This is a genomic window from Mesorhizobium australicum (assembly GCF_900177325.1).
Classification (GTDB): domain Bacteria; phylum Pseudomonadota; class Alphaproteobacteria; order Rhizobiales; family Rhizobiaceae; genus Mesorhizobium_A; species Mesorhizobium_A australicum_A.
Map to the genome: position 1 here is coordinate 5,167,838 of NZ_FXBL01000004.1, position 26,091 is coordinate 5,193,928.

Annotated in this window: 32 protein-coding genes; 12 read left to right on the forward strand and 20 right to left on the reverse strand. The window is 66.1% G+C overall.

The window, feature by feature from the left end:
- Positions 1-106: 106 nt before the first annotated feature.
- Together gap and tkt are read right to left on the reverse strand one after the other, a co-directional pair.
- Positions 107-1,117 carry a type I glyceraldehyde-3-phosphate dehydrogenase gene (gap, locus tag B9Z03_RS27875; protein ID WP_085467223.1) on the reverse strand — a complete coding sequence of 337 codons (1,011 nt, stop codon included), beginning with the start codon at positions 1,115-1,117 and terminating at the stop codon, positions 107-109.
- Between the two features lie 51 nt (positions 1,118-1,168).
- Positions 1,169-3,163 (reverse strand): transketolase, encoded by a 1,995-nt coding sequence (gene tkt, locus B9Z03_RS27880; RefSeq protein WP_085467224.1) that lies wholly within the window; start codon positions 3,161-3,163, stop codon positions 1,169-1,171.
- Positions 3,164-3,398: 235 nt separating this feature from the next.
- Here tkt and B9Z03_RS27885 point away from each other — a divergent pair, with 235 nt between their 5' ends.
- Both B9Z03_RS27885 and B9Z03_RS27890 read left to right on the forward strand, forming a co-directional pair.
- Positions 3,399-3,671, forward strand: coding sequence for a DUF4164 domain-containing protein (locus tag B9Z03_RS27885; RefSeq protein WP_085467225.1), 273 nt, complete (start codon positions 3,399-3,401; stop codon positions 3,669-3,671).
- A 12-nt stretch (positions 3,672-3,683) separates the two neighbouring features.
- Positions 3,684-4,040, forward strand: coding sequence for a cell division protein ZapA (locus B9Z03_RS27890; RefSeq protein ID WP_085467226.1), 357 nt, complete (start codon positions 3,684-3,686; stop codon positions 4,038-4,040).
- Between the two features lie 196 nt (positions 4,041-4,236).
- Here B9Z03_RS27890 and B9Z03_RS27895 read toward each other — a convergent pair whose 3' ends face one another.
- The 6 genes from B9Z03_RS27895 to B9Z03_RS27920 form a co-directional block, all read right to left on the reverse strand.
- Positions 4,237-4,536 (reverse strand): GNAT family N-acetyltransferase, encoded by a 300-nt coding sequence (locus B9Z03_RS27895; protein ID WP_085467227.1) that lies wholly within the window; start codon positions 4,534-4,536, stop codon positions 4,237-4,239.
- Positions 4,537-4,581: 45 nt separating this feature from the next.
- The gene (locus B9Z03_RS27900) at positions 4,582-4,881 is read right to left on the reverse strand and encodes a GNAT family N-acetyltransferase (RefSeq protein ID WP_139832417.1); all 300 of its coding nucleotides are present in this window, start codon (positions 4,879-4,881) and stop codon (positions 4,582-4,584) included.
- Positions 4,881-5,492, reverse strand: a complete 612-nt coding sequence (locus tag B9Z03_RS27905) for an alpha/beta hydrolase (RefSeq protein WP_085467229.1) — start codon at positions 5,490-5,492, stop codon at positions 4,881-4,883. Before B9Z03_RS27905 ends, B9Z03_RS27900 begins: the two co-directional genes overlap by 1 nt.
- A gap of 2 nt (positions 5,493-5,494) precedes the next feature.
- Positions 5,495-6,427 carry a VOC family protein gene (locus B9Z03_RS27910; RefSeq protein WP_085467230.1) on the reverse strand — a complete coding sequence of 311 codons (933 nt, stop codon included), beginning with the start codon at positions 6,425-6,427 and terminating at the stop codon, positions 5,495-5,497.
- A 130-nt stretch (positions 6,428-6,557) separates the two neighbouring features.
- The gene (locus tag B9Z03_RS27915; RefSeq protein ID WP_210191400.1) at positions 6,558-6,998 is read right to left on the reverse strand and encodes an HIT family protein; all 441 of its coding nucleotides are present in this window, start codon (positions 6,996-6,998) and stop codon (positions 6,558-6,560) included.
- Between the two features lie 23 nt (positions 6,999-7,021).
- Positions 7,022-7,327: a hypothetical protein gene (locus tag B9Z03_RS27920; RefSeq protein ID WP_085467232.1), complete on the reverse strand. Its 306-nt coding sequence runs from the start codon at positions 7,325-7,327 to the stop codon at positions 7,022-7,024.
- 67 nt (positions 7,328-7,394) lie between these two features.
- On the opposite strand from B9Z03_RS27920, the gene B9Z03_RS27925 reads away from it, so the two are divergent.
- On the forward strand, positions 7,395-8,942 hold the full coding sequence (locus B9Z03_RS27925; protein ID WP_244561867.1) for an alkaline phosphatase family protein: 1,548 nt from the start codon (positions 7,395-7,397) through the stop codon (positions 8,940-8,942).
- A 55-nt stretch (positions 8,943-8,997) separates the two neighbouring features.
- Here the strand turns inward: B9Z03_RS27925 and B9Z03_RS27930 are convergent, their stop codons facing one another.
- The gene (locus B9Z03_RS27930; RefSeq protein ID WP_085467234.1) at positions 8,998-9,978 is read right to left on the reverse strand and encodes a PRC-barrel domain-containing protein; all 981 of its coding nucleotides are present in this window, start codon (positions 9,976-9,978) and stop codon (positions 8,998-9,000) included.
- A gap of 255 nt (positions 9,979-10,233) precedes the next feature.
- On the opposite strand from B9Z03_RS27930, the gene B9Z03_RS27935 reads away from it, so the two are divergent.
- Positions 10,234-11,133 (forward strand): diacylglycerol/lipid kinase family protein, encoded by a 900-nt coding sequence (locus B9Z03_RS27935; protein WP_085467235.1) that lies wholly within the window; start codon positions 10,234-10,236, stop codon positions 11,131-11,133.
- A 1-nt stretch (position 11,134) separates the two neighbouring features.
- Here B9Z03_RS27935 and B9Z03_RS27940 read toward each other — a convergent pair whose 3' ends face one another.
- The 4 genes from B9Z03_RS27940 to B9Z03_RS27955 all read right to left on the reverse strand — a co-directional run bounded on the left by B9Z03_RS27940 (position 11,135) and on the right by B9Z03_RS27955 (position 13,102).
- Positions 11,135-11,332: a hypothetical protein gene (locus B9Z03_RS27940; RefSeq protein ID WP_139832418.1), complete on the reverse strand. Its 198-nt coding sequence runs from the start codon at positions 11,330-11,332 to the stop codon at positions 11,135-11,137.
- 87 nt (positions 11,333-11,419) lie between these two features.
- Positions 11,420-11,866: a hypothetical protein gene (locus tag B9Z03_RS27945; RefSeq protein ID WP_085467237.1), complete on the reverse strand. Its 447-nt coding sequence runs from the start codon at positions 11,864-11,866 to the stop codon at positions 11,420-11,422.
- A 25-nt stretch (positions 11,867-11,891) separates the two neighbouring features.
- The gene (locus B9Z03_RS27950; RefSeq protein ID WP_085467238.1) at positions 11,892-12,239 is read right to left on the reverse strand and encodes an ElaB/YgaM/YqjD family protein; all 348 of its coding nucleotides are present in this window, start codon (positions 12,237-12,239) and stop codon (positions 11,892-11,894) included.
- A gap of 107 nt (positions 12,240-12,346) precedes the next feature.
- Positions 12,347-13,102, reverse strand: a complete 756-nt coding sequence (locus B9Z03_RS27955) for a Crp/Fnr family transcriptional regulator (RefSeq protein ID WP_085467239.1) — start codon at positions 13,100-13,102, stop codon at positions 12,347-12,349.
- Between the two features lie 110 nt (positions 13,103-13,212).
- Between B9Z03_RS27955 and B9Z03_RS27960 the strand changes: the two genes are divergently transcribed.
- The gene (locus B9Z03_RS27960) at positions 13,213-13,605 is read left to right on the forward strand and encodes a response regulator (protein ID WP_244561868.1); all 393 of its coding nucleotides are present in this window, start codon (positions 13,213-13,215) and stop codon (positions 13,603-13,605) included.
- Positions 13,606-13,622: 17 nt separating this feature from the next.
- Here B9Z03_RS27960 and B9Z03_RS27965 read toward each other — a convergent pair whose 3' ends face one another.
- Together B9Z03_RS27965 and B9Z03_RS27970 are read right to left on the reverse strand one after the other, a co-directional pair.
- The gene (locus B9Z03_RS27965; RefSeq protein WP_085467241.1) at positions 13,623-14,168 is read right to left on the reverse strand and encodes a sigma-70 family RNA polymerase sigma factor; all 546 of its coding nucleotides are present in this window, start codon (positions 14,166-14,168) and stop codon (positions 13,623-13,625) included.
- 4 nt (positions 14,169-14,172) lie between these two features.
- On the reverse strand, positions 14,173-14,367 hold the full coding sequence (locus tag B9Z03_RS27970; protein ID WP_085467242.1) for a NepR family anti-sigma factor: 195 nt from the start codon (positions 14,365-14,367) through the stop codon (positions 14,173-14,175).
- 217 nt (positions 14,368-14,584) lie between these two features.
- Between B9Z03_RS27970 and B9Z03_RS27975 the strand changes: the two genes are divergently transcribed.
- The 6 genes from B9Z03_RS27975 (at position 14,585) to B9Z03_RS27995 (ending at position 18,025) form a co-directional block, all read left to right on the forward strand.
- Entirely contained in the window at positions 14,585-15,379 is a 795-nt protein-coding gene (locus tag B9Z03_RS27975) for a response regulator (protein ID WP_085467243.1), read from the forward strand.
- 122 nt (positions 15,380-15,501) lie between these two features.
- The gene (locus B9Z03_RS27980) at positions 15,502-15,669 is read left to right on the forward strand and encodes a DUF1328 domain-containing protein (RefSeq protein ID WP_085467244.1); all 168 of its coding nucleotides are present in this window, start codon (positions 15,502-15,504) and stop codon (positions 15,667-15,669) included.
- Between the two features lie 237 nt (positions 15,670-15,906).
- Complete coding sequence (locus tag B9Z03_RS27985) at positions 15,907-16,890, forward strand: sensor histidine kinase (protein ID WP_139832521.1); 984 nt, start codon at positions 15,907-15,909, stop codon at positions 16,888-16,890.
- 126 nt (positions 16,891-17,016) lie between these two features.
- Complete coding sequence (locus tag B9Z03_RS29975; RefSeq protein WP_176247663.1) at positions 17,017-17,184, forward strand: hypothetical protein; 168 nt, start codon at positions 17,017-17,019, stop codon at positions 17,182-17,184.
- A 113-nt stretch (positions 17,185-17,297) separates the two neighbouring features.
- Complete coding sequence (locus tag B9Z03_RS27990) at positions 17,298-17,609, forward strand: hypothetical protein (RefSeq protein WP_085467246.1); 312 nt, start codon at positions 17,298-17,300, stop codon at positions 17,607-17,609.
- Positions 17,610-17,761: 152 nt separating this feature from the next.
- Positions 17,762-18,025, forward strand: a complete 264-nt coding sequence (locus tag B9Z03_RS27995; protein ID WP_085467247.1) for a glycine zipper domain-containing protein — start codon at positions 17,762-17,764, stop codon at positions 18,023-18,025.
- 60 nt (positions 18,026-18,085) lie between these two features.
- Here B9Z03_RS27995 and B9Z03_RS28000 read toward each other — a convergent pair whose 3' ends face one another.
- The 4 genes from B9Z03_RS28000 to xylF all read right to left on the reverse strand — a co-directional run bounded on the left by B9Z03_RS28000 (position 18,086) and on the right by xylF (position 23,076).
- Entirely contained in the window at positions 18,086-19,693 is a 1,608-nt protein-coding gene (locus tag B9Z03_RS28000; protein ID WP_085467901.1) for a CHASE domain-containing protein, read from the reverse strand.
- Between the two features lie 108 nt (positions 19,694-19,801).
- A complete protein-coding gene (locus tag B9Z03_RS28005) occupies positions 19,802-20,599 on the reverse strand; it encodes an ATP-binding cassette domain-containing protein (RefSeq protein WP_085467248.1) in 798 nt (265 codons plus the stop codon).
- A 10-nt stretch (positions 20,600-20,609) separates the two neighbouring features.
- Complete coding sequence (locus tag B9Z03_RS28010; RefSeq protein ID WP_085467249.1) at positions 20,610-21,923, reverse strand: sugar ABC transporter permease; 1,314 nt, start codon at positions 21,921-21,923, stop codon at positions 20,610-20,612.
- Between the two features lie 112 nt (positions 21,924-22,035).
- On the reverse strand, positions 22,036-23,076 hold the full coding sequence (gene xylF / locus B9Z03_RS28015; protein WP_085467250.1) for a D-xylose ABC transporter substrate-binding protein: 1,041 nt from the start codon (positions 23,074-23,076) through the stop codon (positions 22,036-22,038).
- Positions 23,077-23,256: 180 nt separating this feature from the next.
- On the opposite strand from xylF, the gene B9Z03_RS28020 reads away from it, so the two are divergent.
- Positions 23,257-24,495 (forward strand): ROK family protein, encoded by a 1,239-nt coding sequence (locus B9Z03_RS28020; protein WP_085467251.1) that lies wholly within the window; start codon positions 23,257-23,259, stop codon positions 24,493-24,495.
- Here the strand turns inward: B9Z03_RS28020 and B9Z03_RS28025 are convergent, their stop codons facing one another.
- Positions 24,496-26,091 (reverse strand): CRTAC1 family protein, encoded by a 1,596-nt coding sequence (locus B9Z03_RS28025; RefSeq protein WP_085467252.1) that lies wholly within the window; start codon positions 26,089-26,091, stop codon positions 24,496-24,498.

Consider the following 26,091-nt stretch of genomic DNA (forward strand, 5'->3'; position numbering starts at 1 on the left):
GCGGAAACAAATGCATGACAGGGTTGATATTTTCTCCTGAACCGGCGTCCGAAACGAAAAATGCCCGGCCGAAGCCGGGCATCTGGAAATGAAACGGGACTGCGCGTCAGCCGATGAGCTTGCCAAGCGCGACGGCGGTGTCGCCCATGCGGTTCGAGAAGCCCCATTCGTTGTCGTACCAGGACAGGACGGAGACGAAGTTGCCATCCATGACCTTGGTTTGGTCGAGCGCGACCGTCGAGGAATGCGGGTCGTGGTTGAAGTCGATCGAGACATTCGGGTGCCGTGTCACCCCGAGGATGCCCTTGAGCCTGCCTTCGGACGCAGCGATCAGCGCGTTGTTGACCTCCTCGACCGTGGTGGCCTTCTTGGCGACGAACTTGAGGTCGACCAGCGACACGTTCGGGGTCGGCACGCGCACCGAGATGCCGTCCAGCTTGCCCTTGAGCTCCGGCAGCACCAGGCCGACGGCCTTGGCAGCGCCCGTCGAGGTCGGGATCTGCGACAGCGCGGCGGCGCGGCCGCGGTAGAGGTCCTTGTGCATCGTGTCGAGCGTCGGCTGGTCGCCGGTGTAGGAATGGATGGTGGTCATCATTCCCTTCTCGATGCCGATCGCGTCGTTCAGCACCTGGGCCACCGGCGCCAGGCAGTTGGTGGTGCAGGACGCGTTGGAGATGACCATGTGGTCCTTCGACAGCTTGTCATGATTGACGCCGTAGACGACGGTCAGGTCGGCGCCGTCGGACGGGGCCGAGACGATGACGCGCTTGGCGCCGGCGGTCAGGTGCGCCGCGGCCTTGTCGCGGGCGGTGAAGATGCCGGTGCATTCGAGCGCGATGTCGATGCCGAGTTCTTTCCAGGGAAGCTGCGACGGATCCTTGATCGCAGTAACCTTGAACGAGTCGGTGCCGATCGAGATGACGTCGCCCTTGACGGTCACCTCGCCCGGGAAGCGGCCGTGGACGCTGTCGAAGCGGAGCAGGTGCGCATTGGTCTCGACCGGGCCGAGGTCGTTGACGGCCACCACGTCGATGTCCTTGCGGCCGGATTCATAGATGGCGCGGACGATGTTGCGGCCGATGCGGCCAAATCCGTTGACTGCTACCCTGACGGTCATGTTCGATCTCCGAAAGTGCGGGAGGAAAGGCGGGCGCGGACGCCCGCCGGATTACTTGGTGGGATGGAGCAGCTTCTCGGCGGCGGCGGCGGCGGCGTCCGCCGTGATGCCGAAATGCTCGTAGAGCTTCTCGTAGGGGCCGCTCGCGCCGAAGCCGTGCATGCCGATGAAGACGCCGTCGCGGCCGATGAAACGGTCCCAGCCCTGGCGGATGCCTGCCTCGATGGCGATGTTCACCTTCGAATTGCCGATGATCGCGGCCTGGTAGTCCTTGCTCTGCTGCTCGAACAGCTCGAAGCAGGGCACCGAGACGACGCGGGTCGGGTGGCCGTGCGCCTGCAGCTTGTCGCGGGCGGCGAGCGCGATCTCGACCTCGGAGCCGGTAGCGAAGATCGTCACCACCGCGTCGTCGGACGCCTGGGCCAGCTCATAGGCGCCGCGGGCCGACAGGTTCTCCTCGGAATATTCCTTGCGCACCGCCGGCAGGTTCTGGCGGGTGAGCGCGATGGTGGAGGGCGCGGTGCGCGAGTTGAGCGCGATCTCCCAGCACTCCGCCGTCTCCATCGCATCCGCCGGGCGGAAGACGAGATGGTTCGGGATGGCGCGCAGCGCAGCCACCTGCTCGACCGGCTGGTGTGTCGGGCCATCCTCGCCGAGGCCGATCGAATCGTGCGTCATCACGAAGACGACCCGCTGATGCATCAGCGAGGCCAGCCGCATCGCCGGCCGGGCATAGTCGGAAAAGACCAGGAACGTGCCGGAATAGGGGATCAGGCCGCCATGCAGCGCCATGCCGTTCATGGCCGCGGCCATGCCGTGCTCGCGGATGCCGTAATAGACGTAGCGGCCGGAATAGTCGGTCGGGGTGACCGGCTTGGTCTGGCTGGTCTTGGTGTTGTTGGAGCCGGTCAGGTCGGCCGAGCCGCCGATCGTCTCCGGCACCGCCCCATTGAGGATCTCGAGCGCCATCTCGGAAGACTTGCGCGTCGCAACCTTCGGCTTGTCGGCGGCGAGCTTCTGCTTGTAGGCGGCCATCGCCGGCTCGAAGCCGCCCGGCAGGTCGCCGCGCATGCGGCGCTCGAATTCGGCGCGCTTGTCGGCTTCGCTCGCGGCGAGACGGGTCTCCCATTCCTTGCGCTTCTTGACCGAGCGCAGGCCGGCCAGACGCCAGGCGTCGAGGATGTCGGACGGCACCTCGAAGGGGGCGGCCGTCCAGCCGAGCGCCTTCCGGGTGGCCTCGATCTCTTCCTTGCCGAGCGGCGAGCCGTGCACCTTGTTGGTGCCGGCCTTGTTCGGCGCGCCGAAGCCGATCGTCGTCTTGCAGGCGATCAGGCTGGGGCGAGGATCGTTCCGCGCGGCCTCGATCGCCTGGGCAATCGCCTCCGGATCATGTCCGTCGCAGGCGATGGTGTGCCAGCCCGACGCCTCGAACCGTTCCAGCTGGTCGGTCGAATCCGACAGCGACACCGGCCCGTCGATCGAGATGTTGTTGTTGTCCCAGAACACGACCAGCTTGCCGAGCTTGAGATGCCCCGCGAGCGCGATCGCCTCCTGGCTGATGCCTTCCATCAGGCAGCCGTCGCCGGCGAGCACATAGGTCCAGTGGTCGACGAGGTCGTCGCCGAAGGAGGCGTTGAGGATGCGCTCCGCGAGCGCGAAGCCGACCGAGTTGGCGAGACCCTGGCCAAGCGGGCCGGTCGTCGTCTCGATGCCGGCGGCGTGGCCGTATTCGGGGTGGCCGGCGGTCTTCGAGCCGAGCTGGCGGAAGTTCTTGATCTCGTCGATCGTGATGTCCTCGTAGCCCGTCAGGTAGAGGAGCGAGTAGAGCAGCATCGAGCCATGGCCGGCCGAGAGGATGAAGCGGTCGCGGTCGGGCCAGTGCGGATTGGCCGGGTCGAAGGTCAGATATTTGGTGAACAGCACCGTGGCGATGTCGGCCGCGCCCATCGGCAGGCCGGGATGGCCGGAATTGGCCTTTTCGACCGCATCCATCGACAGGAAGCGGATCGCGTTCGCCATCCGGTCGTGCTTTTCACGTGACGTCATCTTGTACCTCGAGACCTTGAAGGCCAGGAGCGGACGCGCATCAGCCGCATCCCCCCGGAAAATGCGAGGGACACATAGCAGGTGCCCGACACCTGTCAACGCGCGGAGCGCTCGGATAGCAGGGGAAAGCCGGCGCGCTTTGTTGACGCCCGCTTCGCCCGACGCCTAAGCTTGACAGGATAATTCGTTCGAATAATGCGCGATTCGCGCGTCGGGACGGCTGGAACGCTCAACAATGACCGGCGATGTCACCCTGAAGGAAGTCATCAACCGGCTCGGCAAGGCGATCGCCACGCTGGAGGATGCGGTGGCTGCGCGTCTGGAACGCGACCAGGATTACGCCGAAGCCGAGGCCGAGGTGCAGCGCATGAACGCCGACCGCGCCCGCCTCGCGCAGGAGCTCGACGCCTCGGAGGCCCGCGCCGAGCGGCTGGAGGGCGCCAACAAGGAAGTCTCGCGCCGCCTCGTGACGGCGATGGAGACGATCCGCGCCGTTCTGGACAGGTAACGGGAGGCCCGCATGGCACAAGTCACCGTAACCATCGACGGCAAGCAGTATCGGATGGCCTGCGACGAGGGCCAGGAAGAGCACCTGATCGACCTCGCGAACAGGTTCGACCGCTATGTCGGCCACCTCAAGGGCTCGTTCGGCGAGATCGGCGACCACCGGCTGACCGTCATGGCCGGCATCATGGTCATGGACGAGTTCTCGGAGCTGCAGCGCCGCGTGAAGGGCCTGGAAAGCGAGATCGAAACGCTGCGCAAGACCCGCGACGACGCCCTGATCAAAGCCGACAAGAACGACGCCGCCCTTACCGGCGCGCTGGCGGGCCTGGCCGAGCGGATGGAAGTGCTGGCGGAGCGGATCAAGGGGTGAGGCACCTCTCCTTCTCCCCTTGTGGGAGAAGGTGCCCCGGAGGGGCGGATGAGGGGTGCTGGACGGAGTGTGAGGGTGGAAGATTGGTGCTGGTAGCGCTAGCTTCTGAAGCTTTCCATTTCTTCCAACACCCCTCATCCGTCTCGGCCTTCGGCCGATCCACCTTCTCCCACAAGGGGAGAAGGACAGGTGTCCCTCACCGCTTCACCACATCGTCCCAGTCCGGCGCGTGGCGGGTGATCTCGTCGGCGACGAACCAGCAGGTCGGCGTGATCTTCCAGCCGTTGGCGCGGGCGTCGGCGATCAGGCGTTCGACCATCGCCTCGGCGATGCCGTCGCCGCGATAGGGCACCGGCACGAAGGTGTGGTCGGCGATGATGTGGCCGTCCGACACCTTGACGAAGGTCAGCCGCGAATCCTCCCCGTTGGGCATCGGGACGAAGTAGCGGCCGCCCTTCGGCGTGGTCTCGAATCGGATGGAAGCGTCGTGGTCCATGCTGGAGGCTCCGTTCATCTCACCCGGGTCAATGCGCGAGCGGGGTCAATGTTTCAGCACGTCGGCCCATTCCGGATGCCGGCGGAACTGCGCGGCGGCGAAGGGGCAGAGCGGGATGACCGTCTTGCCCGCCTTGCGGATGTCCTCCACCGCGCGGGTGACGAGCTTGAGCCCCGCCCCCTGCCCGCGGAAGGCATCCGGCACCTCGGTGTGGTCGATGATGACCTGGTGCTCGCCGACCTTGGTGAAGGTCATCTCGGCCTCCTCGCCGGTGGCGAGACGGATGAAGTAGCGGCCCTTGGAGCCGGTCTCCTCGAGCTGGATTTCGGGAAGTTCGGACATGATCAGGCTCCGACAGGCTGGAGGAAACGGCGCGCGGCCTCGACTTCGTTCGGGCGCACCTCATGCGCGCCGTCGTGCCAGTCGAGGATGACATCCGCACCCGCGTCGCGCAACCAGGCCTCCAGCCGGCTGGTGTAGACCGGCGGGCAGATCGGGTCGCGGCGGCCGGCGGTGATGAGGATCCGCCTGCCCTTGAGGTCGCCGTCGATGCGCGGCTCGAAGGGGATCAGCGGATGCATCAGCACCACGGCGTCGAACAGGCCTGGCGCGGCGAAAAGCGTCGAGGCGAGGATGTTCGCCCCGTTGGAATAGCCGAGACCGTAGACGGCCGACGGCTTGGCCGCCGCGACATGTGCCTCCGCATAGGCCTTCATCTTCGCCGTCGCCCGTGCGAGATCGTCCATGTCGTAGACACCCTCGCCCGTGCGGCGGAAGAAGCGCGCCGCGCCATGTTCCGAGACGTCGCCGCGCGGCGACACGATGGTCGCATCGGCCAGCAGATCCCGCCCGAAGGCGGGGAACTGGTTTTCATCGCCGCCGGTGCCGTGGAAGGTGAAGAGGAGCGGTCCGCCCGGCTTCCCGGGCAGGACCTTCTCGATATAGCTCTGGGTCATGGTCAGTCCTCGATCGGCTGCAGGTGGCCTTCGAGCATCGTCCGCAGGTGCTCGTGCTGCCTCGGCAGCTTGAGCGCCTCGCCGAGGTGCTTCGTGTCCTCGTCTCGGTCGAAACCCGGCTCGTTGGTGGCGACCTCGAACAGCACGCCGCCCGGCGTACGGAAGTAGATCGCCCAGAAATAGTCGCGGTCGATCACCGGGGTCACCTGATATCCCGTATCCATCAGCGCCTTGCGCACCTCGAGCTGCTTGGCCCTGTTCTCTACCGCGAACGCGATGTGATGCACCGAGCCGGCGCCCTGCCGCGCAAACGGCGTGACCGGCAGCGCCTCGATGTCGATGACGTCCGCGCCCATGCCGTCCGGCACGGCGAAGCGGGTCACGTTCTTCGACTGGTCGACCTGGCTGTAGCCCATGAACTTCAGAAGCTCGCTCGTCGCCCCGCCGTCGCGCAGCCGCATCGAGGCCGAGTGGAAGCCGCGAATGGCATAGTCGTCCGGCACGCCGCCCTTGGTCCACGGCGCGCGCGTGTCGCCGGTGTGCTCGACCAGCGCGAAGCCGTCATTGTCGGGGCCCTTGAAGAGGAGCCGCTTCTCGCCGAACGACTCGCCAGGCTCCAGGCCGGCCACGTTCTCCTTCGCCAGATGCTCCTGCCACCAGCCGAGCGACCCCTCGGGCACGGAGAAGACGGTCGTACCGACCTCGCCGACGCCAGGCTGGCCCTTGGCGATGTGCGGGAACGGGAAATAGGTCATCACCGAGCCCGGCGTACCGACCTCGTCGCCATAGTAGAGATGATAGACGTCCGGCGCGTCGAAATTCACGGTCTTCTTGACCCGGCGCAGGCCGAGCGTCTTGGTGAAGAAGTGGTTGTTCTCGCTGGCGTCGGCCGCCATCGAGGTGACGTGGTGCAGTCCCTTGATCTGATCGAGCATCGTCTTGCTCCCTTGTGTTCGGCGGCCCGCGCCGCCCGTCGCGTCCATATGTCGGTCGCGAGGGACGGAAGGAAAGCCGCCGGTCGCAGCAAGGACTGTGCTGTGTTTGTGAACGATCGGATGAAATCGTTCACCGATCCGCCAGCGAACTGCGCAAGCGCTCGGCCGCCTCGGCCATCTCCTCGCCGGATGGTCGCGGCGGATGCCTGTAGGTCACGACCTCCTCGGCGATGTAGCGCCGCGAGGTCAGGTCGTCGAACCGCACCAGCGGCACGACATGCGCGTGGGCATGCGAGATATCGGTGCCGGTAAACATGAAGCCCACCCTCTGTACCTGCCAGATCTGCTTCTGAGCCCGCGCAATGCGCTGGCCGAGCATGATGATCCGCCCGGCAGTCTCCGGCGGCAGGTCGTCGAAATAGGGATGATGCGCGCGCGGCACGATCTGCACGTGACCGGTCCGGATGGGATTGATGTCGAGGAAGGCGACAAGATCGTCCTCTTCCGCGACGATGGCGGCGGGAATGTCGCCCGAGGCGATGCGGCAGAAGATGCAATCGGACCTGCTCATGTCGTATTCCGGCATCGATACCGCTATTGGGCGCAGTCCGGCTCGCCAGGAACCGCCTTGAACTTGCGCGGCCCGACAAGGCCCGGCTGGGTGGGCAGGTCCTCGATGCGCACGTCGAGCACGCAGGTTTCGGTCTGCACGCGGTAGAGGTCGACGTCGAGCCGCTGGACGCTCTCGATCGGACGCATTCCCAGCACCCCGGCCGCCGCGTCGACCACGGCCGTCAGTTCCTTTGCCCGCTGGAACTGCGGCGGCAGCGCGGCGTGCGCCACCGATGCCGAGGCGACCGATGCGATCCCCAGGAAAAGTGTCCGCCGTCCGATGCCCATGTTCTTTCCCCCGTTGGATGAGGCTGCTAGCAGATCACGGCAAGGCCCGGTTGGGAAGGAGCACGACGTGGAGAGGCAGACGAAGCAGGCAGCGCGGCCGAACGTGCTCTTCATCACCTGCGACCAGTGGCGCGGCGACAGCCTGTCGGCCGTCGGCCATCCGGTGGTACGCACGCCCAATGTCGACCGTCTGGCGAAGGAGGGCGTTCTGTTCTCGCGCCATTATGCGGGTGCGGCACCCTGTTCGCCTGCCCGGGCCTGCATCTATACCGGCCTCTACCAGATGAACAATCGCGTCTGCCGCAACGGGACGCCGCTGGACGCCCGGCATGATAATGTCGCGCTCGCCGCCCGCCGCGCCGGCTACACGCCGACCCTGTTCGGCTACACCGACACCTCGCCCGATCCGCGCAGGCTCGATCCGTCTGACCCCGCACTGAGGACCTATGAGGGCATTCTGCCCGGCTTCGTGCCGCGCGTGCTGTTGCCCGAGCACCAGAAGCCGTGGCTGTCCTGGCTCGCCGCGCGCGGCGTGAAGACCGACGCCGGCTTCCCGGAGATCCACAAGCCGGCGAAGCGTTCGCCCGAAGTGTCCCCCGCCCCGCCGGTCTATTCCAAGGACGAGACCCCCGCCGCCTTCATCGTCGGCGAGTTCGTCCGCTGGCTGGGCGAGCAGGCCGAGCCCTGGTTCGCCCATCTCTCCTTCATCAGCCCGCACCCGCCCTTCATCGTGCCGGAACCGTTCAACACGATGTACGATCCAGCCGACGGGCCGGCGCTGCGGCGGGCTGCCGACCTCGATGCGGAGGCCGCCATCCATCCCTTCGCCGCCTGGGCGATGGAGCGGCTGAAGAAGACCAAGTTCATTCCGGGCGCGAAGGGCAAGGTGCGCGACTGGAGCGAGGACGAGTTCCGGCAGATCCGGGCAATCTACTGGGGCATGATCTCCGAGGTCGACGGCCAGCTCGGCCGCATCTTCGACGCGATCGCCGCACGCGGCGCGTGGGACGACACGGTCGTCGTCTTCATGTCCGACCACGCGGAGATGATGGGCGACCACTTCTCGATGGGAAAGGGCGGCTTCTTCGACCAGAGCTATCACGTGCCCCTCGTGATCCGCGATCCACGCCGCATCAAGGCACGCGGGCGCCTGGTCGATGCCTTCACCGAGGCCGTCGATATCATGCCGACGCTGCTCGACCTGATCGGCGCGCCGGTGCCCGCCCATCTCGACGGCCAGTCTCTGTTACCCTTCCTCGACGGGACGCCGCCGAAGGCCTGGCGCAATGCGGCGCACTGGGAGTTCGACTTCCGATCTGTGAGCAGCGGCAAGGCGGAGAAGCGGTTCGGCCTCTCCTCGCGTCAGTGCAACCTGTCGGTCGTCCGCACCAAGCGCTGGAAATACGTCCATTTCGGCGGCGGACTGCCGCCGGTGCTGTTCGATCTGGAGAACGATCCGGCCGAGACCCGCAACCTCGCGGCCGATCCTGCCTATGCTTCCGCGCGCCTCGAAATGGCCGAGCGCCTGCTCGAATGGCGTGCAGAGCATCTCGATCAGTCGCTGGCCTTGCTGGAGCTGACGGAGAACGGTGTAGCCGGCAAACAGTACCTCTGACGCAAAAAATCGGCCCGCCGGTTTCCCGGCGGGCCGAAGCAACGGTGATCGAGCCTTAGTTCGGCACGACGCGCATCTCGTCGCGCTTGGCGGCATAATTGGCCTCGTCGTAGGCCGGCGCCGCGTCCAGCTGCTCCTTGGTGAAGGTCGTGTAGAGGTAATGGTCGCCATCCTCGTCGGCCATGAAGGTCAGATTGTCCATACCGACGGCCACTTCCTTCTCGCCCATGCCGAGGAAACCGCCGACATCGATGATCACAGCGTCAACCTTTTCGCCCTGCAGGACGACGTCGCCGATCTCGCCGATGTTCTCGTCATTGGCGCCATAGACGGTGGTGCCCACCAAATCCTCGGAGCGAATCTCGGCCGTATTCACCTCCTTCAGCGTCGAACGGTCGATCGCGGCCGTCTCAGTCTTGTCGGTCGCGGCCGGAGCCTGGGCGTCGGGAGCCTTGGTCATGGCGTCCTGTCCGGCGGGCTTCGTTGCGTCGTTCTGGCTCATGTCGGTCGACGGCGCAGTGGTCGCCGGCGGAGTCGTCGCCTGAGGAGCTGCCGCGTCGTTGGAAGCGACGGCAGCCGGCGCATAGGCGCTGCGATCGAAGTCAGGCAGTTCCTTCAGCTGGTCGGCCGTGGCCTCGATCACGATCCAGCGGTCGCCGTCGCGTTCGGCCCAGTCGATCGTCTTGTAGTCGATCGCAACGTCCTTCTCACCGATGCCGAGGAAGCCGCCGACGCCGATCACGATGGCTTCGATCATGCCGTCCTTCGAGATCACGAGGTCGTTCACGTTGCCGACAGTCTGAGCATCATCGGCGGTGCTGTTATAGACGGTCTCGCCAATGATGTTGGAGGCGATCTGCCCGTCGGCCGAGACCTCGGACTGGTCGACGGCAACGCCAGGCGCGAGCGGCGCGGCCGGTGCAGCCTCGCTGGCGGCCGGCGGTGTCGCAGGCGCAGGCTGGGTGCTCGACTGGGCAAAGGCGCCGGTCGAAACGATCGTCAGAATGGCGGTAGTCGCCAAGAGCTTGCGGATCATGATATTCTCTCCTTCGTGCAGGGTTTTTCTTTGCACGGCCGCGCCGTTACCGATCGTCGCTGTGAGGGCCGGCGCGGCCTCTACAGTCCGCTAACGCAGGCTCGCCGATACGGTTCCCCTGATCGAGCGGCGGAATCCGCGATCGTCTTTGGCATTGATTTTGCTGGAAAAAGTGCGGAACCTTTTGACTGTCTGCGCGTTTATCGGCGCCTTGCTGCGAACCAGTTCTCTCTCAACCCGTCCGGAGCTTAGACCATGCGGTTCATCGCCGTGCTGAACAGGGGCGGAGGAACGCTGCGCACGATGGACCTCGACGCGTTCGAGTCTCGGATGCGCGATCGTCTGGGTGAGGCCGGACATACGGTGGAGGTCCGGACCGTGGAGGGCCGCGACCTTATGGACGCGCTGCGCGAGGCAGTGGCAGCCCCCGAAGCGGATGTGGTGCTGGCGGGCGGAGGAGACGGCACGATCTCGGCGGCCGCGTCCGTGGTCATGGACACCGGCAAGGCGCTCGCAGTTCTGCCGGCGGGAACGATGAACCTGTTCGCCCGCTCGCTCGGCATGCCGCTCGACCTCGACTCCGCGCTCGCGGCCTTCGCCACCGGCGAGATCCGCGAGGTCGACGTGGCGACCGCCAATGGCAGACCGTTCGTGCACCAGTATTCGGTCGGCCTGCACGCCAAGCTGGTGAAAATCCGCGATCAGATGAAGTTCTCTTCGCGCCTCGGCAAGATGCGCGCCTCCGTCAGGGCAGCCTTCGCGACGCTGATCCGGCCGCCATCGATGGTGGTTTCGATCGACATCGATGGCGCGGAGATCATTGTCCGCGCCTCCGGCATCGGCGTGACCAACAACCTTTTCGGCGAAGGGCACCTGCCCTATGCGGACCATCCCGACGGGGGAACCCTCGGCGTCTATGTAACGACGGCGCGCAGGCTACCGCAGCTTTTGTCGGCGCTTGCCCACATGCTCGTCGGCCGCTGGAACCGCAACGCGCATGTGGAAATCCATACCGGCAAGGAAGTGGTTCTGAAGTTCAACCGCCTGCACAGGCGCCATCGCTGCGTGATCGACGGCGAGCTGTCCCCGATCGAGCACGAGACCGCGATCCGCATCCATCCGAAATCGCTGCGGGTCCTCGTGCCCCACGCCTGAATCAGCCGCCCGCCGGTGCGGGAGGTGCGCCGGTCGTCGGTTGGGTCGCGTTGGTCTGCGGGGTCTGGATCGACGTTCCGTAGATCTCGACGACGAACCAGACCGCGCAGGCCAATGCCAGCGAGACCAGCAGGATGACGAGAACCGGATAGCCTTGCTTGCCCTGACGAGCGTCGCGGGCCGAGAACAATCTACGCATCACATGCTCCTACAATGGTCGCATGCCAAATGCGCGCCGCCGGGATTAGGTTCCGGATTCGGCAGGTAGTCGAGCAATCAGAGAGACTTAGGCGTCGGGATCCTCGTCCCGGTCGCTGTTCTCCTTGTAGATTGCATAGGCGGCCATGGCGGCCACCGGCGTCAGGAGAGACAGGAGCCCGCCACGTCCCTTCAGAAGCGCAGGAAGAATGGCAAACGCCGTGGCTCCCGCAAGCGCCTGGAGTTGAGCAGCCCGCGCTTCTTCAGCACGGCGCTTTGCCTGAATGCCGGAAACGATGCGGTGCACGATCAGCGCCACGCCGGCCAGCGCAATGAATCCAAGGCCGAACCCGACCGCCGTGTAGAGCGGACCATACCGCTCGGCGACGAAGATGTAGGCGGCCGCGATCAGGAAGCCGAGGCCAATCGCGAGACAGATCCCCGCGATCATGTAGTCGATCATGGCGCGCCTGACACGCTTCGCCGCTCGCGATGTCTCTCCGGAAACGATAGATTGGATCAGTGCCGCGAGCATGGACGTTCCGGGATAGGCCAAGGCGTCAGCGGCGTGTGAGCAATGCGAAGAGGAAGCCGACGCCGGCGGCAATAGCGAGCGACGTGACCGGCTTCTCGCGCACCCGGGCGACAATCTCGCCCTCGATGTCGCTGGCCTCGCTCTTCAGACCCTGCACCGCGGCCTCCCCCTTGGCCCGCATCTGGGTGGCGCCTTCCTGCGCGATGGATTTCAGCGCTTCGAGCGATTTCTCGCCCGAACTCTGCACCTGCGCCGTCAGCTTGGCGATCTCCGCCTTCAGGGTCTCGATCTGAGCCTCCATCTCCGAGATGGACGGATCCGTGGCCCTGGAACCGTTGGCGGGCTTTTCGGTTTTAGCTGTGGAAGATGGCATGGCGGGCTCCTTTGCGTTTGCGTGTTCCAAACGCGGGACCGGCGGCGAAGTTCCTCGGACCTGCCAGCATCAAAATGCCTTTCACGGCGCGAGTCCAGCCGGATTTCTCACATCAGCGGGCGGCGCTGGTCGCCAAGCCCCTCCCATCGTGCAATCCCGCAGAGCGTTTCCTCGTCGAGCACCTCGCAGCCGCGGTCGAGCCAGCGGATCGCCTTGCGGTCGATCAGCTTCCTGAGTGTCTTGTTGGTGTGGACGATAGAGAGCCCGAGCGTGTCGGCCACATGCTGCTGCGTAATGGGGATTTCCGCCTTTCCCTTGCCATAAAGCTGCACGGATCGCGCCCGCTGGTGGAGAAAGGCGATGAGATACGCCGCGCGCTCCAGCGCGCTGCGACGTCCGACGCTGAGCAGGTTCTCGTCGAGCATCTGCTCCTCGCGCGCGGCGAGCCAGGTGAGGTCGTAGGCGAGGCCGGGATGGTTGCGGTAGAGCGAGAAAAGCTGTTCGCGCTCGAAGACGCACAGCATCATCGGCGACAGCGCCTCGACCGAATGCTGCATTTCGCCGGTGAGGCTGCCCTGCAGGCCGATCAGGTCGCCCGGCACGACATAGTTGAGGATCTGGCGTCGGCCGTCCGGCAGCAGCTTGTAGCGGAATCCCCAGCCGGACAGGGCGGTGTAGAGATGCGCGCTGTGATTGCCCTCGACGAGCACGGTCGCGCCGCGATCGATGGTGAGCTCGCCGGTCTTGAACCGGCTGATGAAGCCGAGTTCGGCAGAAGTGAAGTCCCTGAAGACCCCCAGCGGCCGCAACGGGCATTTCTCGCACGGATACTTCTTGGCCGAACTGGCCGGCGCTGGCGTCATGGACCCGTCTTCCTTCCGCTGCCCCCGGCGCTCCGGCATGTCAAAGTTAAATGACGGGAGGGGAATTTATCTGCGATCGGTACAGCAATGCGAATTCGGAGAAAGCCATTTTGACCAAGCTGCCGCTCGACGGCCTTAGGGTTCTCGTCCTCGAGGACGAGTTTCTCATCGCGATGGAGGTCGAGCAGGCCTGTCGCGACAGCGGCGCGGCGGAAGTTCGGATCTGCCGAACGCTCGAGGAAGTCGGTACGACACTGTCGGGAGCGCTCGATTTCGACGTGGCCGTGATCGACCTGAGGCTGGGCCTCATATCGTCTGTCGACTTCGCGCGCACCTTGTTCGAAGCGGGCGTGCCATTCATCTTCGCAACCGGCTATGCCGACTCGCAGGAGATGTCGGAGAACTTCCCCGGCGTGCGGGTCGTCACCAAGCCTTATCTGGGTAATGAAGTGGTCGACGCTCTGGCGGATACCCTGCAACGTGTCCCTCAACGGCTCGACTGAGACTGGACGCCGGCGGGTCACACCGCCGTGCTGAGGATCTGAACCGTGATCGAATCCGGGCCGAACTCGCCTTCGCCGGAAATGCCGAGCTGCTCCTGCAGGCGGGCGCGGGCGCGGCTCACCCGGCTCTTGATCGTGCCCACGGCACAGCCGCAGATCTCCGCCGCCTCCTCGTAGGAAAAGCCGGATGCGCCGATCAGGATGATCGCCTCTCGCTGATCCTCCGGCAGCATTTCGAGCGCGCCGCGGAAGTCTTCCAGGTCGAGCGCGCCCTGCTGGCTCGGATGCACCGCCAGGCGGCCGGTCATGATCCCGTCTGAATCCTGCACCTCGCGACCGCGCTTGCGCATCTGCGAATAGAACTCGTTGCGCAGGATGGTGAACAGCCACGCTTTGAGGTTCGTCCCCGGCTGGAAGCTCTCGTGCTTGTCCCAGGCCTTCACGAGGGTTTCCTGCACGAGGTCGTCCGCGCGGTCCGTATTGTGCGTCAGCGACACCGCGAACGCACGCAGGTTGGGAATCGACGCAAGCAGTCCGGACTTGAAGTCGGCTGATACCGCCATCGGCTCACTCCGACTTTCCGGCAGTTTCTGCCTTGTCGAGCTGCTGGAGCAATTGCGCGAAACGGTCGGGAACCTCTTCGGACACGAGACCGTCATAGTACTGGCGCAGCTTGCGTCCGATTTCGGAGTTGGTGCCGAGGAGGTCCGCGCTTCCAAGCAGGCCCGCCTGCCGCTCGGAGGTGTTTTTCTTGTTGGTCATTCCTTGAACTCGCCCTTTGTCTTTACCGGCAGCGCCCACCGTCCCTGATGGCGTACATGCCGGCATTGCGGCCCGCCGACAGCAATGTCCGGGCTGAAATGCGCCGCCGCGAAAAAAGTTCCCTCCGCCCGGAACTTTTTTTGTCGACGCCCGTTGAACCGACACATGCGCCCCTATTCTCTGCGGCGCAGTTCGTCATTGAGGGAGACGTCATCACATGAGCCTGTCTGCAAGCATCGCCCCGCATCTGCCGTTCCTGCGCCGCTTCGCGCGCGCGGTTTCCGGCTCTCAGTCGAGCGGTGACGCCCATGTCGCCGCCGCGCTGGAGGCGATCATTGCCGATGTAAGCATTTTCCCGAAAGCCTCCAGCGACCGGGTCGCGCTCTACAAGGTGTTTGCCAAGCTGTTTTCCTCCGTCGCGTCGAACATGCCGGCGGAGCAGCCGGTCCAGGCCTGGGAACGGCGCGCCGCGGCCAATCTCGGCTCGCTCTCGCCGCTGCCACGCCAGGCCTTCGTGCTGGTTGCGGTTGAAGGCTTCAGCGACGAGCAGGCGGCCGAGATCCTCGACGTGAGCGAGGAGGATTTCACCGACCTGATCGCGGAGGCGTCGCGCGAGATCTCGAAGCAGGTCGCGACCGATATCCTCATCATCGAGGACGAGCCACTGATCGCGATGGACATCGAGGAGATGGTGGAAAGCCTCGGCCACCGCGTCGTCGGCACGGCACGCACCCATAAGGAGGCGGTCGGCCTCTTCCAGAAGACGCAGCCCAAGATGGTGCTCGCCGACATCCAGCTCGCCGACGGCAGCTCGGGCATCGATGCCGTCAACGAGATTCTGTCGTCGACCGCGGTGCCGGTGATCTTCATCACCGCCTTCCCGGAGCGCCTGCTCACCGGCGAGCGTCCGGAACCGGCCTTCCTCGTCACCAAGCCGTTCAATCCGGAGATGGTCAAGGCCCTGATCAGCCAGGCTTTGTTCTTCGACCGGCAGGCAAAAGCAGCCGCCTGACGGAACAAAAGGCGCCGCGGCGCGTTGTTTTATAATGGCAGGACCGTTCGGCCACAATTTTGCCAGAACACGGGAGATGCGCTCCTGCGGAGCCATCGGCCCGCAGATTTCAGGAGAGTAGAATGCTGTACTGGACCGTCGTTTTCCTCGTCGTCGCCATCATCGCCGGTGCGTTGGGCTTTGGGGGGATCGCGGGGGCATCTGCCGGTATCGCGCAGATTCTGTTCTTTGTCTTCCTTGCATTCCTTGCGATCTCGCTCATCGCCGGCCTGGTGCGCCGGGCGAGCTAGGGCGGGGCGACCGCAAGGCTACCCGTTCCGGGGAGCCAACAAATCCCCCTCAGCGGCTTCCCGGAGCCGAAGCCGGACCGCGGTCTTTCGGGATCGCGGTCCGGCGGCTTTTGCGTCGTCCTGTCGAACCGGCCTGCCCCGCGTCAGAGCGAGGGAACTTTGCGCACCGTCAGCAGTTTGTCCCGAAGGTAACCAGCAGGGCGGCAGCAAATGACTGAAGCGGGGAAGAGCGAGCGTATGTCGCCGACTTCGCGCGCCCATGCCGATCAGGCCGACCAGGCCAGCCTCGTCCGTGCACTTGCCAACGCAAATGTCGCGATCCTCGCGCAGGACACTTCGCTTGCCTATCTTTGGAGTGAAAATGCGCCCGCCAAGTGGGGACTTGGGAAGATTGTCGGGCGCAGGGACGCCGACATCTTCTCCGACGCGGTTGCCGAGGAGCTGACCGGCCTCAAGAAGGAAGTGCTCGCGGGAACCGAGCGGCGCCATACCGAGATCGCGGTTTCGGGTCCGGAAGGCCTGAGCTGGTTCGAGATATGGCTGGACCCGCTGAGGAACAACGAGGGCTCCGTCGTTGGCGTGGTGACGACCGCCACGGAGATCACCGAGCAGCGGCAGCGCGAGCAGACGCTGCGCACCCTGCTTCGGGAGGTGAGCCATCGCTCGAAGAACCTGCTCGCCATCATTCAGAGCATTGCGGCCCAGACCGGCCGCTACACCGATACGGTCGAGCAGTTCCTGACCCGGTTCCGCGGGCGGCTTCAGTCGCTCTCTTCCTCGCAGGACCTCGTGACCTCGTCCAACTGGCGCGGGGCCGACCTGTCGCAGCTCGTGGCCGGCCAGGTCGCGCGCTACTGCGCCGAGCCGTCGCGCAATCTGGTCGTCAGCGGCGAGAACCCGTATCTCAACCCGAACGCAGCGCTTCACGTCGGGCTGGCCCTGCACGAGCTCGCCGTCAACTCGGTGAGCTATGGCGCGCTGTCCTCGCCCGACGGCCAGGTCAAGATCGAGGTCCGCCTCCTGCCGGACGGAGAGATGGAGCTTCTCTGGAGCGAGCCGCTCATCCGGCCCGACGCCGGCCCGGAGCGAAAGCGCTTCGGCACCGTGGCGCTGGAACGGGTGGTGCCGTCCTCGCTCAACAGCACCGCCAGCCTGTCGACGGGCGCGGGCCGGCTCGTCTATCGGCTGGTCCTGCCCGCCGACAGTTTTCACCTCGACTAGAAAGAATGTGAGCCGGCATCTTAATCGGGCTTCAACCAGAATGTGCGACGGTTCGCTGCGGGAATTGGGAACCGGCTGGGGAGGAGGCCGTTTACGCTGGCGAATTCGGTTGGAGAGGAGCAGGGCGTGAACACGAGGATCCATCTGGAGGATGCCGCGCGGCTCGCGATGGGCAGCTTTGCCATCGAGGAACGTCCGCCGGCCTCCGTCGCGCCCTATGCGGTTCGCCGTATCGCCATCATCGCGGCCGCCGCAGCGGTCGCCGCCATCCTCGCCCTTGCCTACCTGGCATAACCGCTGCTTGTCCGGGGAAGGCAAACGATCCTTCCGGCCGGACTATTCGCAATTCCGCCAGAAATGGAACCAAATAAAACGGAAGAACGTTCCAGGGCCGAAAGGATTCGGCCATGGAACACATTGCTGCGCTGTTGCTGATCGTCGGATGTTCGCAGGATATGAAGCAGTGCGAGGAACTGCCGTCGCCGGTCACCGTCTACGAGACGTCGGTGGAATGCGATACGGAGCTGCCGGCGATCCTCGGGCGGCTCGATCATTTGCGGCCGCGGGTGATGGGAACCTGCGTATTCGTCGATCCGGCCCTCGAGGAGCAGGACGCCGAACTGGTTTGGGATGTGACGCCCGACGGCGCCTTGCGCGCTTCGATCGAAGCCGTCTCGATGAACGTGGCATCGGTGAAGGGGAAAACCCTTCACGAATGAGCAACCAAGATTGGATCGGGACGAGGCGAAACCGAACTGTTACGTTCAATGCATACTCCTCCCGGTCTAGATATTCCGGCAGTCCGCCGGATTTTTGCTCGCATCGCGTGTAGGAAACATTCGGGCGGGTCGTTTCTGAAGGAGAGAGCGCAATGAAGAAGATCATCATCGCCCTGGTGGCGGCAGGGGCGATCGCCGGCTGCACCACGGCTGAGCAAGATGCGGCAGGTGGCGCCGTGGTGGGCGCGGCCGTCGGCGGCATCGCCACGGGTCGTGTAGAAGGGGCGCTTGTGGGCGCCGTGGTCGGTGGCGCGACAGGTGTTCTGCTGGGTCAGGCCACGCGTCGCGGTGAGTGCCGCTACCGCGACCGTCGCGGCCGCATCTACATCGCCGCCTGCCCGGCCGGCTACTACTGATCTGCTACGCAGACGCGAAGGGGCCGCGACAGCGCGGCCCCTTCCTCACGTACGGCCGCCTCAGCGTTTGAGCGGAATGAAGATCTCGATATCGATCCCGTCCTCGGGATAGCGTCGCTCGACCGAGCCGCCGAGTTCGCGCACGATGTTGGCGTCGATCAGCCGCGTGCCGAAGCCCTTGCGTTCGGGCGGCTCCACCTTGCCGCCGCCGCGCTCGCGCCAGAACAGGCGCAATCCGCCCCTTGTCAGGCTCCACGTCACCGCGACTGTGCCCTTGCCCGTGCCGGCCGCGCCGTATTTAAGCGCATTGGTCGCCAGCTCGTGGAAGGTCAGGCCGAGCGCCTGCGTGGTCGCCTCGTCGATCTCGACCTGCGGGCCGGTCAGCCGGTCGGCATCCATGCCGTTGCCCAGCACTTGCTCCACCTCGGTGAGCAGCAGTTCGCGCAGGTCCGCCTTCTGCCAGCGCGAGCGGGTCAGCATGTCCTGCGAGGCCGACATCGCCTGCAGCCGCGCGCTGAACGAGGCGGAGAAATCCTCGACCGTCTTCGCGCCCGACGCCGTCTGGCGGGCGATCGCCAGCACGCGGGCGAGCGAGTTCTTGATCCGGTGCTTCATCTCCTGCAGCAGAAGATCCTTCTCCTGCAACGCCTTCTCGCCCGCCTCGTTGAGCGCGCGCACCGCCTCGTAGGCCTTTTCGCCGGAGCGCACGACATAGGCGAGCGCGGTCGCCAGGGCCAGGCCGAAGAGGCCGAGCGCGATGGCTGCCATGCGCGAGGCCGGCCAGGCGAAGTTCGAGGTCGGCTCGAAGCGGAGCAGCCAGGTGCGGCCGGCCACCTGCACCTGCCGGCTGGTCCCGAACCTGCCCATCGACCGGTCGGGCGGCGTCTGCGAGCGGAAGATCAGCGTCTCGGGCTTCGGCTCGCCGTCATAGACCTCGATCGCCAGCGGCAGGAGCGGCGCTCTCGACAGGGCCGCGCCGAAGAGGTCGGCCGCCCGGAACGGCGCATAGACGAAGCCGGCCGTCGCCGCCATGCGCTGGGCGACGGGGGCATCGTCGGAGGCGCCGAGCACCAGCGGCAGATAGATCAGGAATCCCGGCTGCGACATGGAGCCGGCGTCCCGCACCAGCGGCACCAGGCCGGTGGCGCGCGGCTCCCCCATCTCCATCGCGCGCATCATCGCGGCGCGGCGGGTCGGCTCGCTCATCATGTCGTAGCCCAACGCGCCCCGATTGCTTTCGTCGAGCGGTTCGAGAAGGGTGATCGGCGTGCGCTGCGAGCCGCCCTCGGGCGGCCATACCCTGATCTCGCCGCCGTAGTTGCGCGCCAGATCGTCCTCCGCCGCCTTCTCGCCGCCCTTGCGCAGCAGCCGCGCATAGCCGAGGCCGCGGATGCCGGCATAGCGATCCTTGATGTCGAGAGCGGCGACGAAGGAACGCAGCGCGTCGCGGCTCACCATGCCGTTGCCGGTCTTGAACAGCGCAAGCGTCGCCCGCAGCATGGAAAGATGCAGCTCCAGCCGCGTCTCGATGCGGTTGACGGCGTCGTCGGCCGTGCTCTCGAACTTGATGCGCGCCGCATCGGTCGCCGCGACATAGGCGTAGCCTGCCATGGCGAGGCTTGCAGTCGCGACCGACACGAACACGACCACGGGGAATAACCGTTTCACGCGCTCCACCAGAATCCCGCAAATCGCGGACGACTCTTATCGGATGAATCACGTAATGCAATCAGTGGTCCGCCGCCCAGATCGGACCCAACGTTAGCCCAGGCCGGGTCAGGCCGCGTGCGCCGGCTCCTGCATTGCCCCCGGTCCAGGAATGGCGCCGGGCGGGCACTTGCCGAGGATGATCATGCCGAGCACCTCGTCCTTGGTCACGTCCTGCGTGCGCGCCGTGCCGACAACCTGGCCGTTCTTCATCACGCAGACGCGATCCGCGAGGTCGAACACGTCGTGGATGTCGTGGCTGATCAGGAAGATGCCGATGCCGTCGGCCTTGAGCTGCTTGACCAGCTCGCCGACCTGGGCGGTCTCCTGCGGGCCGAGCGCCGCCGTCGGCTCGTCCATGATCAGGATGCGGGCGTTGAACAGGATGGCGCGGGCGATCGCGACAGACTGGCGCTGGCCTCCGGAGAGCTTGATCACCGGTTCCTTGAAGCGCTGGAAGCGCGGATTGAGCCGGCCCATCACCTTGCGCGCCTCGGCCTCCATCGCGACGTCGTCGAGCGTGCCGTATCTCGTCATCAGCTCGCGGCCGAGGAAGAGATTGGCGGCCGCGTCGACATTGTCGGCGAGCGCCAGCGTCTGGTAGATCGTCTCGATGCCGTATTTCTTGGCGTCGCGCGGGTTGTTGATCGTCGCTTCCTCGCCGTTGACGAAGATCTGGCCGGCGTCGCGCTTGTAGGCCCCCGACAGGATCTTGATCAGCGTCGACTTGCCGGCCCCGTTATGGCCGAGCAGCGCCATGACCTCGCCCGGATAGAGGTCGCAGGACGCGTCGTCCACGGCGCGGATGCCGCCGAAGGCGATCGATATATTGCGCAGGTCGACGAGAGGGGTACGGCTCTCGGCCATCGTCGTTCTCCTAGATCCGCTTGCGATAGAGGGTGTCGAGCCAGACGGCGAGCACGAGCACCGCGCCGACGACGATGTTCTGCAGCGGCGTATCGATGCCGAGCAGCACCATGCCCGACTGCAGCGACTGCATCAAAAGCGCGCCGAGCATGGCGCCCGCGATGGTGCCCGCGCCGCCGGCGAGCGAGGTGCCGCCGATGACGGCCGCGGCGATGGTCAGCAGCTCGTCGAGGGTGCCCTGCGCATTGGTCGCCGCGTTGAGGCGCGCGGTCGAGATCGCCGACGCGATTGCCACCAGCGCCCCCATCAGCATGAAGATCTTCAGCGTCACCCAGCGGGTGTTGATGCCGGCGAGCTCGGCCGCCTCCGGATTGCCGCCGATCGCGAAGACGTAGCGGCCGAAGCGGGTGCGGGTGGCAAGGAAGGTCATCGCGATGCCGACGCCGATGGCGATGAGTACCGGAATGGCGATGCCATGCGCGATGAAGGCGTCCTCCGGCACCGGCAGTCCCTGCGCCTCGTAATAGCGGCGCACGATGCCGATCGGCCAGGGATAGGAATTGGCGATCCATACCGCGCCGAGGATCGCACCGCATGTGACGATGCCGAGGAAGACCTCCGCCCAGACGGGCCGCAGCGGGAACTTGAAGCGCTTGCGCTGCGAACGGCCGTTGAGGAGCATCAGCACGACCGCAATGCAGGCGACGATGGCGACGACCCAGCTCCAGGTCGCGCCGATCGAGCCGTCCGGCCCGCCGCCCATCAGGCGGAAGGTCGCGTCCATCGGCGCCACGGTGCGGCCGCTCGTCACCCACCACGCCGCTCCGCGCCAGACGAGCAGGCCGCCGAGCGTCACGATGAAGGCCGGAACGCCGAGATAGGCGATGATGTAGCCCTGGAACGCCCCGATCGCCGCGCCGACCACGAGGCCGGCAATCAGCGCGATGATCCAGATCGAGGGGTCGCCGAGCGAGAAGCCGAAGCTGCGCACGAGGACCTCCGCCTGCAGCACGCCCATCACCATGCCGACGAAGCCGAGGATCGAGCCCACGGACAGGTCGATGTTGCGCGTGACGATGACCAGCACCATGCCCGTCGACATCACGGCGACGGAGGCCGACTGCACTGACAGGTTCCACAGGTTGCGCGGCGTGAGGAACAGGCCGCCGGAGAGGAAATGCAGGCCGAGCCAGATGACCACCAGCGCCCCGACCATCCCGAGCATGCGGGTGTCGAGCTCCGTGGCCTTGAGGAAGCGCTCCACCGCGTTGAGTTCCGCGGCGCGAGCCCGGTCCGGAGCCGCATTCGAGGTAGCGTCGGTCATGACAGTCCTCCCGTGCCGCAGTCTGAAGCTGCTTTTCGGCGTATCTACCTTAGTGAAACGCCGCGGTTTTCGTCAAACCGCGGCGTTCCGATGAGTTGGCTTCGCGCCGCGATCAGTTGCAGGCCGCGACGGAACCCGCCGCCACGCCCTGGCAGACCACGTCCTTGGTCACCCAGCCGGCGTCGATGACGACGTTCAGGTTGTCCTTGGTGATCGCGATCGGGGTCAGGAAGACCGAGTTGGTCTCGTTGCCGCCCGGCGTCGTGAACTTCACGACATTCGGGATTTCTTCCATCTTCTTGCCGTCGGCGAGCTGCGAGGCGATCTCGGCCGCGTTCTTGCCGAGTTCGCGCGCGTCCTTCCACACCGACACGGTCTGCGTGCCGAGCGCGACGCGGTTCAGCGCGGCGTGGTCGCCGTCCTGGCCGGAGACCGGCACGGAGCCCGCGAGGCCCTGCGCGGCGAGCGCCGCGATTGCGCCGCCGGCCGTGCCGTCATTGGAGGCCACGACCGCGTCAACCTTGTTGTCGTTGGTCGTCAGGATCTGCTCCATGTTCTTCTGCGCGTTCGCCGGCAGCCAGCCGTCCGTGTAGGCCTCGCCGACATTCTTCACCTTGCCGGAATCGATCGCCTCCTTCAGCACTTCCATCTGGCCGGAGAACAGGAAATCGGCGTTCGGATCGGCCGACGAGCCCTTGATGAAGGCATAGTTGCCCTCGGGCTTGACCTTGAACACTTCGCGGGCCTGCAGGCGGCCCACTTCCTTGTTGTCGAAAGTCAGGTAGAAGACGTCCTTGTTCTCGATCAGACGATCATAGCCCACGACCGGAATGCCTTCCGCCAGAGCCTTCTCGACAGCCGGCCCGATGGCCGACGCATCCTGCGACAGGATGATGAGCGCGTTCGCGCCCTGCGCGATCAGGGCTTCGACGTCGGTGAGCTGCTTGGCGGCGGACGACTGGGCGTCGGCCGAGATGTATTTGTCGCCGGCGGCCTCGATCGCCGCCTTCATCGCGGCTTCGTCCGTCTTCCAGCGCTCTTCCTGGAAATTGGACCACGAAACGCCGATGATCTTGTCCTTCGCCTCTGCGACGGCGGCGAGCGACATCGACATGGCGACGCCCGCCAGCATGGCGGTTGCTAATTTCTTCATGAAGTCCTCCCTGGGCGCCTCGCGGGCGCGTGACGTTGGCAATGCGCCAAGTTGCGAAGCTCTTTTTTTCGAGCCTCGAAAAAATTAATGACTCATGCCCCCCGCTCTGTCAATATCCCTTCGCGCGCCGAGAGGAGGTCGCCCGACGAGGTGGACACGGCGCAGGGGAGGATGGCGAACATGACGGTAGGCATCCGTCACGACGACCTGCGCCGCCGTAACCGCGCGATGGTGATCGCGGCGGTGCGCCGGGCCGGCCAGCCGTCGCGCACCGAGATCGCCGCGACGACGGCGCTCAGCCCTTCGACCATCTCGGCTATCACCGCCGACCTGATCGCCGAGGGCATCCTCGTCGAGAGCCGCTCGGGCGACACGACCGCCGCGCGGCGCGGGCGGCCGCAGGTGGCGGTGCGGCTCAGCCCGGCGGCGGCGACCATTGTCACCATGGTCCTGTCGATGAACCAGCTGTCTGCGGCGCTGATCGACTATGCGGGGGAGACGGTGGCCGAGGAGCGGCGCAAGCTGCCGACCCTCGACCTGTCGCGCGAGGCCCTCGTCCACGAAGTGGTCGGCATCCTGCGCGATCTCGTCGGCCGGATGCCGCAAGGGCGGCGGCCGATCCTGCGCATCGTGTTCGCCATCCAGGGCATCACCGATTCCGGTGAGCGCAAGCTGTTGTGGTCGCCGATCACGCCCCATGCCGACATCGATTTCGCCTCCATCCTGGAAGAGGAATTCGGCATCCCGGTCACGGTCGAGAACGACTGCAACATGATCGCGGTCGGCCTGCGCTGGCGTAATCCGGAGCGCTACGCCCGCGACTTCATCGCCGTGCTTCTGTCGCACGGCATCGGCATGGGCATGGTTCTGCGCGGCGAGCTGTTCACCGGCACGCAGTCGTCCGGCGGCGAGTTCGGCCACATGATCCACCGCCCGGATGGAGCGCTGTGCCGCTGCGGGCGGCGCGGCTGCATCGAGGCCTATGCGGGCAACTACGCCATCTGGCGCAACGCCAGGGGCCTGCCGGAGACGGAGGCGGTCGCGCGCGACGTGACCGATGACGACATCCGCGCGCTGGCCGAGGTCGCGCGCAGGCAGCCTGGCCCCGAGCGCGAGGCGTTCCGCACTGCCGGCGAGGCGATCGGCTTCGGCCTCGGCAGCCTGTTCGCGCTGATCGATCCGGCGCCGGTGGCGATCGTCGGCCACGGCGCCAACGCCTTCGACCTGATGGAGAAGCCGATGCTGGACGCCATCGCGCGCACCGCCGGCGGCGTGCATTCGGGCGCGATCTCCTTCGACACCGAGCCGGACGAGATGCCGCTGATCCGCGAGGGATGCGCCATGCGGGCGCTGACCTTCATCGACCAGGAAGTCTTCTCCCCCGCGCAGGCGCCCGCCCCGGGCCGGAACGTCGCCTGATCAGCCGGCGGGACGCCACCTGCGCGGCGGCTGCCCGCGGATGATATCGTAGAAGCCGTTCGCCTCCACCGCCTGCCATTCGCCCTCGCTCCCGTCCGGCCACAGCACGCGCACCTCGGCCTTCGTCTCGTCGCCGAGGCCGAAATGGATCCAGCCGAGCTGCCCGCCGGCGTGCCCGCCGCCGACGGTGATCTCGCGGCGAAGCGTGCGCGCGCCGCAACGCACCTCCACCCAGGCGCCGATCGCGTCGACATTGGGCGGCGGCTGGCCGAGCGCAAACGCCGCCCAGTTGCCCGCGACGCCGCCATTGCGCCACAGCCGCGCCTTGCCGTTGCGGTTGACGACGACGAGATCGACCTGGCCGTCGAGATTGAAATCGGCAAGCGCTGCTCCCCTGCCCGTATCGAAGCTCGCGATGCCCGCCGCCTCGCCCGCCTCCTCGAAGGTGCCGTCGGGCTTCTGAAGGAGAAGATTGTCGGGGTCCTTCATCGCGAAGTCGGGCATCTCCGAGACGTTCCCCTTGGCGACGAAGAGATCGGCGAAGCCGTCATTGTTCACGTCCTCGAACTGGGCGTGCCATGCGGTCGACGGCTTCACCTCGCCGCCCGTATAGGGCCGGTGCGCCGTGACGCCCTTCGCGAGGGCGATGTCGGCGAAGCTCGCCTTGGGTGCACCGCCGTCCGGCCTGGGGGCGAGCGTCTGGAGCTTGTTGTCCGCCATCGAGGTGAGGAAATATTCGGGGTATCCGTCGCCGTCGAGGTCGGTGCTGGCGATGCCCATGCCCCAGATCTTGAGCGGCTTCCAGCCGTCGGCCGGACCATAGAGGGCGGGCGGCTGGCCGGGATCGATCCGCCACATCTGCTCCTGCCCGCCCTTGTAATATTCACGGTCGTCGGAAACACGCAGCGACGGCGTGCCCGACCGGTTCCAGTCGGTGAACAGCATGGACAGGGCGCAGTAGCTGGGCTTGAGCGGCAGGGGCGAAGCGAACCGGCGCTCCTCGCCTGCCGGGCGGTGCAGCCAGTTGTCGGTGCAGGAGCCCCACGGAAACGCATCCTGCGTCCGGTCGATATAGTTGCCGACGGCGATGGTGGGGAACCCCGCGCCTTTCTCCCATGTCGCGGCAAGAGCCGTCGACCAGGCGTCGCCGCCGTCGAAGCCCAGGGCCTCGTTGGCGCGCTCGAAGCGGCAGGCTCCCAGCCCCCTCATCACAACGTTCTCGCCGACCCGCAGCAGGACGAGGTCCGTAGTGCCGTCGCCGTCGATATCGAGCGGATAGGCGCCCGACACCATGTCGAGTTCCAGGCCGCTCTCCTGCGCGGCGAAAGAGAGCGGGCCGCCGACCGCGCCCGTGTTGCGGTAGAACGTCGCCGGCGCGGTTCCGCCCGCGAGCAGCATGTCAGGCATTCGGTCGCCGTTGCAGTCGAATACGGCCGCGCCGCCGCCGACCATGAACTCCCATTCGCCGGTGAAGACGTGGTCGATCCCGGCCGAAGCCGTCTCGTCGGCGAATGTCGGCACGGCGCTTTCGAACGCCATCGCCGCGGGAGAGCCGACGGCGAGGAGCGTGGCCAGAAGGACGGGGATCAGGCGCAT

Bases quoted from the DNA above. Each gene is read 5' to 3' on its own strand.
- gap (WP_085467223.1), bottom strand. From the start codon at position 1,117: ATGACCGTCAGGGTAGCAGTCAACGGATTTGGCCGCATCGGCCGCAAC.
- tkt (WP_085467224.1), bottom strand. From the start codon at position 3,163: ATGACGTCACGTGAAAAGCACGACCGGATGGCGAACGCGATCCGCTTC.
- B9Z03_RS27885 (WP_085467225.1), top strand. From the start codon at position 3,399: ATGACCGGCGATGTCACCCTGAAGGAAGTCATCAACCGGCTCGGCAAG.
- B9Z03_RS27890 (WP_085467226.1), top strand. From the start codon at position 3,684: ATGGCACAAGTCACCGTAACCATCGACGGCAAGCAGTATCGGATGGCC.
- B9Z03_RS27895 (WP_085467227.1), bottom strand. From the start codon at position 4,536: ATGGACCACGACGCTTCCATCCGATTCGAGACCACGCCGAAGGGCGGC.
- B9Z03_RS27905 (WP_085467229.1), bottom strand. From the start codon at position 5,492: ATGACCCAGAGCTATATCGAGAAGGTCCTGCCCGGGAAGCCGGGCGGA.
- B9Z03_RS27910 (WP_085467230.1), bottom strand. From the start codon at position 6,427: ATGCTCGATCAGATCAAGGGACTGCACCACGTCACCTCGATGGCGGCC.
- B9Z03_RS27915 (WP_210191400.1), bottom strand. From the start codon at position 6,998: ATGAGCAGGTCCGATTGCATCTTCTGCCGCATCGCCTCGGGCGACATT.
- B9Z03_RS27920 (WP_085467232.1), bottom strand. From the start codon at position 7,327: ATGGGCATCGGACGGCGGACACTTTTCCTGGGGATCGCATCGGTCGCC.
- B9Z03_RS27930 (WP_085467234.1), bottom strand. From the start codon at position 9,978: ATGATCCGCAAGCTCTTGGCGACTACCGCCATTCTGACGATCGTTTCG.
- B9Z03_RS27935 (WP_085467235.1), top strand. From the start codon at position 10,234: ATGCGGTTCATCGCCGTGCTGAACAGGGGCGGAGGAACGCTGCGCACG.
- B9Z03_RS27940 (WP_139832418.1), bottom strand. From the start codon at position 11,332: ATGCGTAGATTGTTCTCGGCCCGCGACGCTCGTCAGGGCAAGCAAGGC.
- B9Z03_RS27945 (WP_085467237.1), bottom strand. From the start codon at position 11,866: ATGCTCGCGGCACTGATCCAATCTATCGTTTCCGGAGAGACATCGCGA.
- B9Z03_RS27950 (WP_085467238.1), bottom strand. From the start codon at position 12,239: ATGCCATCTTCCACAGCTAAAACCGAAAAGCCCGCCAACGGTTCCAGG.
- B9Z03_RS27955 (WP_085467239.1), bottom strand. From the start codon at position 13,102: ATGACGCCAGCGCCGGCCAGTTCGGCCAAGAAGTATCCGTGCGAGAAA.
- B9Z03_RS27965 (WP_085467241.1), bottom strand. From the start codon at position 14,168: ATGGCGGTATCAGCCGACTTCAAGTCCGGACTGCTTGCGTCGATTCCC.
- B9Z03_RS27970 (WP_085467242.1), bottom strand. From the start codon at position 14,367: ATGACCAACAAGAAAAACACCTCCGAGCGGCAGGCGGGCCTGCTTGGA.
- B9Z03_RS27975 (WP_085467243.1), top strand. From the start codon at position 14,585: ATGAGCCTGTCTGCAAGCATCGCCCCGCATCTGCCGTTCCTGCGCCGC.
- B9Z03_RS27980 (WP_085467244.1), top strand. From the start codon at position 15,502: ATGCTGTACTGGACCGTCGTTTTCCTCGTCGTCGCCATCATCGCCGGT.
- B9Z03_RS27985 (WP_139832521.1), top strand. From the start codon at position 15,907: ATGTCGCCGACTTCGCGCGCCCATGCCGATCAGGCCGACCAGGCCAGC.
- B9Z03_RS27990 (WP_085467246.1), top strand. From the start codon at position 17,298: ATGGAACACATTGCTGCGCTGTTGCTGATCGTCGGATGTTCGCAGGAT.
- B9Z03_RS27995 (WP_085467247.1), top strand. From the start codon at position 17,762: ATGAAGAAGATCATCATCGCCCTGGTGGCGGCAGGGGCGATCGCCGGC.
- B9Z03_RS28005 (WP_085467248.1), bottom strand. From the start codon at position 20,599: ATGGCCGAGAGCCGTACCCCTCTCGTCGACCTGCGCAATATATCGATC.
- B9Z03_RS28010 (WP_085467249.1), bottom strand. From the start codon at position 21,923: ATGACCGACGCTACCTCGAATGCGGCTCCGGACCGGGCTCGCGCCGCG.
- xylF (WP_085467250.1), bottom strand. From the start codon at position 23,076: ATGAAGAAATTAGCAACCGCCATGCTGGCGGGCGTCGCCATGTCGATG.
- B9Z03_RS28020 (WP_085467251.1), top strand. From the start codon at position 23,257: ATGACGGTAGGCATCCGTCACGACGACCTGCGCCGCCGTAACCGCGCG.
- B9Z03_RS28025 (WP_085467252.1), bottom strand. From the start codon at position 26,091: ATGCGCCTGATCCCCGTCCTTCTGGCCACGCTCCTCGCCGTCGGCTCT.